5 protein-coding genes are annotated in these 7141 nt (G+C 70.5%); all 5 read left to right on the top strand.

The features are described 5' to 3' along the window. The first annotated feature begins 227 nt into the window (after window positions 1-227). The 5 genes from I3F54_RS23710 to I3F54_RS23730 are packed head-to-tail and all read left to right on the top strand — an operon-like array spanning window position 228 to window position 6832. Window positions 228-1052, top strand: a complete 825-nt coding sequence (locus I3F54_RS23710; protein ID WP_240120886.1) for a hypothetical protein — start codon at window positions 228-230, stop codon at window positions 1050-1052. Then, the gene (locus tag I3F54_RS23715) at window positions 1042-2379 is read left to right on the top strand and encodes a hypothetical protein (protein WP_240120877.1); all 1338 of its coding nucleotides are present in this window, start codon (window positions 1042-1044) and stop codon (window positions 2377-2379) included. The genes I3F54_RS23710 and I3F54_RS23715 overlap by 11 nt, the downstream gene beginning before the upstream one ends. Next, entirely contained in the window at window positions 2376-3938 is a 1563-nt protein-coding gene (locus tag I3F54_RS23720; protein WP_240120878.1) for an SCO6880 family protein, read from the top strand. Before I3F54_RS23715 ends, I3F54_RS23720 begins: the two co-directional genes overlap by 4 nt. A 14-nt stretch (window positions 3939-3952) precedes the next feature. Further along, window positions 3953-5362: an ATP-binding protein gene (locus I3F54_RS23725; RefSeq protein WP_240120879.1), complete on the top strand. Its 1410-nt coding sequence runs from the start codon at window positions 3953-3955 to the stop codon at window positions 5360-5362. A 12-nt stretch (window positions 5363-5374) separates the two neighbouring features. Next, window positions 5375-6832, top strand: coding sequence for a type IV secretory system conjugative DNA transfer family protein (locus I3F54_RS23730; RefSeq protein ID WP_240120880.1), 1458 nt, complete (start codon window positions 5375-5377; stop codon window positions 6830-6832). Window positions 6833-7141: the final 309 nt, after the last annotated feature.

The raw sequence follows: 7141 nt of genomic DNA on the forward strand, positions 1-7141 counted from the left end.
GGCCCGCCCCACCCCTCCCGCCTTGCACCGCCCCTCCCACTTCGTCCTCTCCGGCCGCACCCGGTCCGGTTCCCTCCACCCCACCCGCCCGTCGTGCCCACCGGCTGAGGTTGCGTTTCCCTGATGTCGAGTCACCACACCGCGCCCGCACGGGAGCCAGCACGGCTACCGTCGTACATCCACGTGTCCGCATGTCCTGGCACGACGTCGAGGGGGGCGTCCACGGCATGAGTCCCGGTGACGAGCACGGTTACGGCGGTACGGGCCACACTCGCACCCGGCTGCCCGAGGGCGACCCGTACGGCGGCGCCCGGCGCACCGCCCGCTCCTCCTCCCGCAGCCTGGTCACGGTCGTCGGCGTCGTCGTCCTCCTCATCGCCGCGATCGCCTTCGCGAACCGTGGAGGAGACGATTCCTCATCGGCCGACGGCGGCCCCGCCAACGGCTCCAAACCGCAGTCAGCGGCCACGGCCGCGAGCGGGGTACGCCCGGTGCACGCCTCACCCGGGGCCATCCCGACAGGCTTCGCCCACGACCAGCAGGGCGCGCAGAGCGCGGCGGCGAACTATGCGGTGGCGCTGGGGTCGGCCGAAATGTTCAACGCGGCCAGACGGCACGAGATCGTGAGCACCGTCTACGCCCCCGATGTCGCCACCGCCCGCCAGACGGACCTGGACGCTGCCTACTCAAGCGAGAGGTTCCTCGCCAACATCGGCCTCGGCAAGGACGGCACTGCTCCTGCCGACCAGACCTTCGTGTCCCGGGTCGTTCCGGTGGGAACCAAGGTCACCGCATCGAGGGCGGACAGCGCGACAGTCGAAGTCTGGTACACCTCGCTCTTCGGTCTGTCCGGCGAGGCATCGACCAACCCTGTATCCGAGAGCTGGTACACCACCACTTACCAGCTGAGGTGGGTCGACAGCGACTGGAAGGTCACCGACTTTCGGCAGAAGGACGGGCCCGTGCCAGTCGGCCGCGATCAGAAAGCCTCCACCGCCGATGACATGACGAAGGCCGTCGAGGAGTACGGAGGGTTCACGTATGCGCGCTAGCCACCGCTTCCTCAAACTCACAGCCACCGTTGCAGCAGGACAGGCCACGCTGCTGTTGCTGGCCACCCGCGCCTTGGCCGCGCCGACACCGACCCCCACCTCGGGCAACGACCCCTGCGACCTCATCCGTGGCCCCGCCAAGGACTACTGCGAGCGCGGCAACGGCTCCAAAGGCTCCTCCGGCACCTCTCCCTCCCTCGACCCCACCGGCACACTCGATCCGCTGAGCTCGCTCGCCAAGGGCTTCGCCAACGCCGCTTCCTGGACCGTCGAGAAGCTCAGCGAAGCCGTGAAGGCGACCGCGAGCGTCGACTTCACGAACCAGAGGTTCCTCCAGCAGTACGCGATCGTCTTCGCCGCGTCGGCCATCCTCACCCTGGTGCTCTGGCTGCTGGCGGTGGCCAAGCGCGCGGTGCGCGGCGTGCCGTTCACCACCGCCGTCTCGGAAGCCATCGGCTTCCTGTGGCTGACGGTCCTGGCCTCCGCCTTCACGCCGCTGATCCTGTACACGGTCGTCTCGGCGACGGACGGTGTCAGCGACGTGCTGGCATCGGCGACCGGGGACCAGACGGACACGTTCTTCGGCACCTTCTCGGCGGCTCTGAAGCAGGGCAACGACATCGGCGGCGGCCCGATCATGCTGATCCTGGTGTCGCTGGTCTCCATCCTCGCCGCGGGCGTGCTGTATCTGGAGCTGTTCCTGCGCGCCGTCCTGCTCTACGTCGGCGCGCTGCTCGGCGTCGTCGTCTACGCCGGCCTGGTCGACAAGAACCTGTGGGGCCACGTGCGCCGCTGGGCCGGGATCATGATCGCGGTCATTCTGGTGAAGCCGGTCATCGTGATCGTCCTCGGGCTCGCCGGTGCGCTCAGCACCGACGACGGGCCCGACTCCCTGGCCGCCGTCGTCTCCGGGCTCGCCATCATCCTGCTCGCCATCTTCGCCAGCGGCATGATCTACCGGTTCGTCCCCGGCTTCGGTGACGAGATCGCCAACTCCCGCAACAACCGCATCATGCAGGGCGCCGAGGGCAAGGCCGCCGCGGTCATCAGCTCTCCGGCCACCCTCGTCGCCCAGGGCATCAAGACCCACAGCAGCCGGGCCGACAGCAACGGCGGCGGCCAGGCCACCGCGACGAGCACTCCCCGCCCGGCCAACCCGGCGTCCGGTGGCGTCACCGCGCACGGCAGCCGCACCTCGACCGGTGGTGGCGGCGGATCTGTCCCCTCCGCCGCACCCCCGCCCCGCTCCAGCACCGCCGTCAACACTCCCCACGCCAGCAACACCCGCAACAGCAGTACCAACCGCACGGGAGGTGAAGGGCGTTGACGACCGAGTCCCACGTGTCCCATCCGGTCACGCCCCGCCGTACATACCTGATCGGCCGCGCCCGGCCGAACGCGATCGTCGGCCGCAACCGCGAGACCGGCGAGATCGCTCTGATCATCGTGGGCGCGTTCCTCGGCATGATGTGCGGTCTCCTCGTCCCCGTCCTCCCGCTGCGCATCGGGCTGCTGACCGGTTTCCCGCTGATCGCGCTGGCAGCGGTCTACGTGCCCTACCGGAACCGCACCTTCTACAGGTGGTTCGAGATCAACCGGAGCTACCGGCGGACCCTGCGCCGGGGCGCCACCTACCGCTCCACCGCCATGGAGGCCGGCACCCGCGTCGACGGCCGGGAGATCGAGGTCGGATCGCCGCCCGGCATCGGCCGGCTGAGCTGGCTGGCCGCGCCGTTCGGGCCGGACGAGATCGCCGTGCTGCTGCACGCCGACCGCCGGACCGTCACCGCCGCCATCGAGATCGAGGGGCCCGGCGTCGGCCTGCGCGACTCCGAGGACCAGGAGGCCCTCGTCGACCGGTTCGGCACCCTGCTCAAGCACGTGGCCAACGGCGACGGGTTCGTCACCCGCCTCCAGATGCTCGCCCGCACCCTGCCCGCCGACCCCGACGCCCACGCCAAGGACGTCATCGCCCGCGGGGACGACAAGGCGCCGTCGTGGCTCCAGCAGTCGTACGACCAGCTGCTGTCGATGGTGTCGACGAGCAGCGAGCAGCACCGCGCCTACCTCGTCGCCTGCATGCACTACACCCGGGAACTGGCCGCCGAGGCCAACGCCATGGCGCGCGCGGCCCGGCCGCAGGCCGGCGGCCGGAGGGTCGACCGGGACGCCGGCCTGGCCGTCGTCATGGCCCGTGAGCTGACCGACATCTGCTCCCGGCTGCAGGAGGCCGACATCCGCGTCCGGCAGCCGCTGGGGCAGGGCAGGCTCGCCTCCCTCATCCACTCGATGTACGACCCGGACCATCCCATCGACCACATCCAGGCGATGACGAAGCGCAATGCCTGGCCGGCCGAGCTTGACGCCACCGAGCCCACCTATCTCCAGGCCAAGACCCGGGAGTCCTCCACCCGCGCCCCCTGGTGCCACGCCACGGCCTGGGTCAAGGAGTGGCCGATGACGCCCGTCGGCGTCAACTTCCTGGCTCCTCTCCTGGTGCACACCCCGGACGTGATCCGCACCGTGGCGGTGACCATGGACCTGGAACCCACCGAGGTCGCCATCGAGCGGATGCTGACGGAGAAGACCAACGACGAGGCCGAGGCGTCCCGCGCCGCCAAGATGAACCGCACCGTCGACCCGCGCGACATCGCCGCCCACAACCGACTCGACCAGCGCGGCGAGGACCTCGCCAGCGGCGCCGCCGGCGTCAACCTGGTCGGCTACATCACCGTCTCCTCCCGTTCCCCGGAGGCCCTGAACCGCGACAAGCGGACGATAAGGGCCTCGGCCGGAAAGTCGTACCTGAAGCTGGAGTGGTGCGACCGCGAGCACCACCGCGCGTTCGTGAACACGCTGCCGTTCGCCACCGGAATCCGAAGGTAGGGGCTGATGCGCTGATGCGGGACCCGCTCTCCGTCCTCACGGACGCCTTCACCTCCTTCCTGTTCGGGAAGGTCGAGACGACCCGCCTGCCGGTGCGCACCTCGACGGGCCAGGCCCAGGCGGTCTATCTCCCGACGGCCGCGCCCGGCCTCGGCGACTCGGGGGTGATCATCGGCCGCGAGGTGTACTCCGGCAAGGGCTACGTCTACGACCCCTTCCAGCTGTACGGGCAGCAGCTCCCGGCCCCGCACTGGCTGGTCCTGGGCGAGTCCGGCAACGGCAAGTCGGCGCTGGAGAAGACGTACGTCCTGCGCCAGCTCCGCTTCCGCGACCGGCAGGTCGTCGTCCTCGACGCGCAGGGCGAGGACGGGGTCGGCGAGTGGAACCTGATCGCGCAGGAGCTGGGGATAACACCCATCCGGCTCGACCCGACGGCCGCCCTGGACCACGGCATCAGGCTCAACCCCCTTGACCCCTCGATCACGACCACGGGCCAGCTCGCGCTCCTGCGGACGATCATCGAGGTGGCGATGGGGCACGGCCTGGACGAGCGGTCCGGCTTCGCCCTCAAGGTCGCCCACGCCTACGTCAACGAGACGATCGTCGAACGCCAGCCGGTCCTCTCCGACATCGTCGAGCAGCTGCGGCACCCCGAGCCGGAGTCGGCCGAGGCGATGAACGTCGCCATAGACGATGTGCGGGCATGGGGTCTGGACGTCGCCCTGGTCCTGGACCGCCTGGTCGACGGCGATCTGCGGGGCATGTTCGACGGCCCGACGACCGTCGGCATCGACCTGGACGCCCCGCTCATCGTGTTCGACCTGTCCCACATCGACCGCAACTCCATCGCCATGCCGATCCTGATGGCGATCGTCGGTGTGTGGCTGGAGCACACCTGGATCCGCCCCGACCGCAAGAAGCGCATCTTCCTGGTCGAGGAGGCCTGGCACATCATCAACAGCCCGTTCGTGGCACAGCTGTTCCAGCGGCTGCTGAAGTTCGGGCGCCGGCTGGGCCTGTCGTTCGTGGCGGTCGTCCACCACCTGTCCGACGTGGTGGACGGCGCGGCGGCGAAGGAGGCGGCGGCGATCCTGAAGATGGCGTCGACACGGACCGTCTACGCGCAGAAGGCCGACGAGGCGCGGGCTACGGGCCGTGTGCTGGGTCTCCCCCGCTGGGCCGTGGAGATCATCCCGACGCTGACGCCGGGCATCGCGGTCTGGGACGTCAACGGCAACGTGCAGGTCGTCAAGCACCTGATCACCGAGTCCGAGCGGCCGCTGGTCTTCACCGACCGCGCCATGACGGAGTCCTCCACCGACCTCGCGGACGACGCTCTGCGCGCGGCCGAGCTGGAGGCGGAGGAACGGGCGGCGGCCTTCGTGGAACAGCACCTGGGCGACTCCGAATCGACGGTGGCGTAGAGGGGACGGAGCGTGGGACCGGAGAACCGCCGTGCGCAGGGTGCCGGCCGGGCGGGCGGCCAGGGCGGCGTCCCCGACGGCCTGCTGGTCGGCATACTCGCGTTCCTCCTCGGCATGACCCTGCTGGTGTGGACGGCCACCGGCCTGGCGGGTCTGTTCTCCCACGGCGTGTGGCCACAGGGCGTCTCCTTCACGCGCACCCCCCTGGCCATGCGCCACCTCATCGGCCGGCCCCACGACATCCCCGGCGCCTGGCCGGACGCCCCCGAGACCCAGCTGTCCGGCCACGGCCTCTTCTGGGGCCTGTTCATCGGCCAGTTGATGGTCCTGTTCGTCCTGACGGTCTTCGTCATCGGCACCGTGGCCCGCTGGCGATCGCGCCGGGCCGGACGGAACGCGGAGCGGACGGCGGCCATCGAACGGGCCACGGCCGCGGCGCCGGCCCCCTCACGGCCGTCGGAGCCCCGCCCGGCAGAGGCCGAGCCCACACTCCCCCCACCACGGACGGAGGAACTCCGCGAACCGGCCTGGGAGGTCCGCCGCCCCCGAGGCCCGGTGCTGTACGGCCCCGCGGAGAGCCGCCGGACCATGGCGGCCGAGGCCATCAGGGACGCGGAGGGACCCACCCTCGTCGTCACCTCCGACCCGGCCCTGTGGCAGGACACCAAGGACGCCCGTGCCAAGCTCGGCCCGGTCCACCTCTACGACCCCACGCACGCCTGCGACACCCCGGCCCGCGTCCACTGGTCCCCCACCGCCGCCTGCGAGGACAAGCAGACCGCGGAGGAGAGAGCCGCGGCGCTCCTCTCCCCCGTGCGTCCCACCTCCCGCCTCGACCAGGCGGTCGGCGACACCGCCGTCCTGCTGCTGCGCAGCTACCTCCACGCCGCCGCCATCGACGGCCGCACCATCCGCCATGTCCACCGCTGGTCGCAGGGCACACAGGTCCAGGACGCCGTGCGCACACTGCGGACGAGCCCGAAGGCCGCGTTCGGCGCGGCGGGCGAACTGGAGGCGGCGCTCACCGCCCACCCCGAGCGCCGCGACATGGCCCAGGAACTGCTCACCCGGGCGCTGTCCGCGCTGTTCACGGTCAATGTCCGGGACGCCTGCACACCCAACCGAACTGATGCGCTCGCCCTGGATTCCTTCGTTCAGGAAGGGGGCACGCTTTATGTGGTGGGTCAATCCATCGAGGACCCCAGGACGAACCCAGGTGCGATGCCGCTCCTGACGGCCCTCGTCTCCAGCGTGGTCGAGCGTGGCCGGCGCATGGCCGAACGGTCATCCTCCGGTCGGCTCGACCCACCACTGACGCTCGTCCTGGACGACGTCGCCGCCGTGGCTCCACTTCCCCGGCTGCCGGAGCTGCTGGACACCGGAGAGGACCGGGGTCTACCGACCCTGGCTCTGCTCCGGTCGCGGGAGCAGGCCCGTGCCCGCTGGCCACACGACGAGCTGCCGGTCTGACAACTCTCCCTCCACAGTCCTCCTTCTGCTCTGCTCTGGGCTTTCCCCGTCATCCGTCTTCTGCTCTTCCCCGACTGCCCGACGACCCCACGACGGCTACCGGGCGGCTGCCTGACGGCTGAGAGCGCCCCGGCGACGGACCGTTGCGACATGGCGTCGGGACACCGGCGGACGGGTCCGGAAAACGCGAAAGAGCCCCAACTCCCGGGCTCACCCGGAGTTGGGGCTCTTTCTCAAGAATTGTTCGGCGGCGTCCTACTCTCCCACAGGGTCCCCCCTGCAGTACCATCGGCGCTGTAAGGCTTAGCT

The sequence above is a fragment of the Streptomyces sp. MUM 2J genome, from assembly GCF_022414535.1.
In the GTDB taxonomy this organism is placed as follows: domain Bacteria; phylum Actinomycetota; class Actinomycetes; order Streptomycetales; family Streptomycetaceae; genus Streptomyces.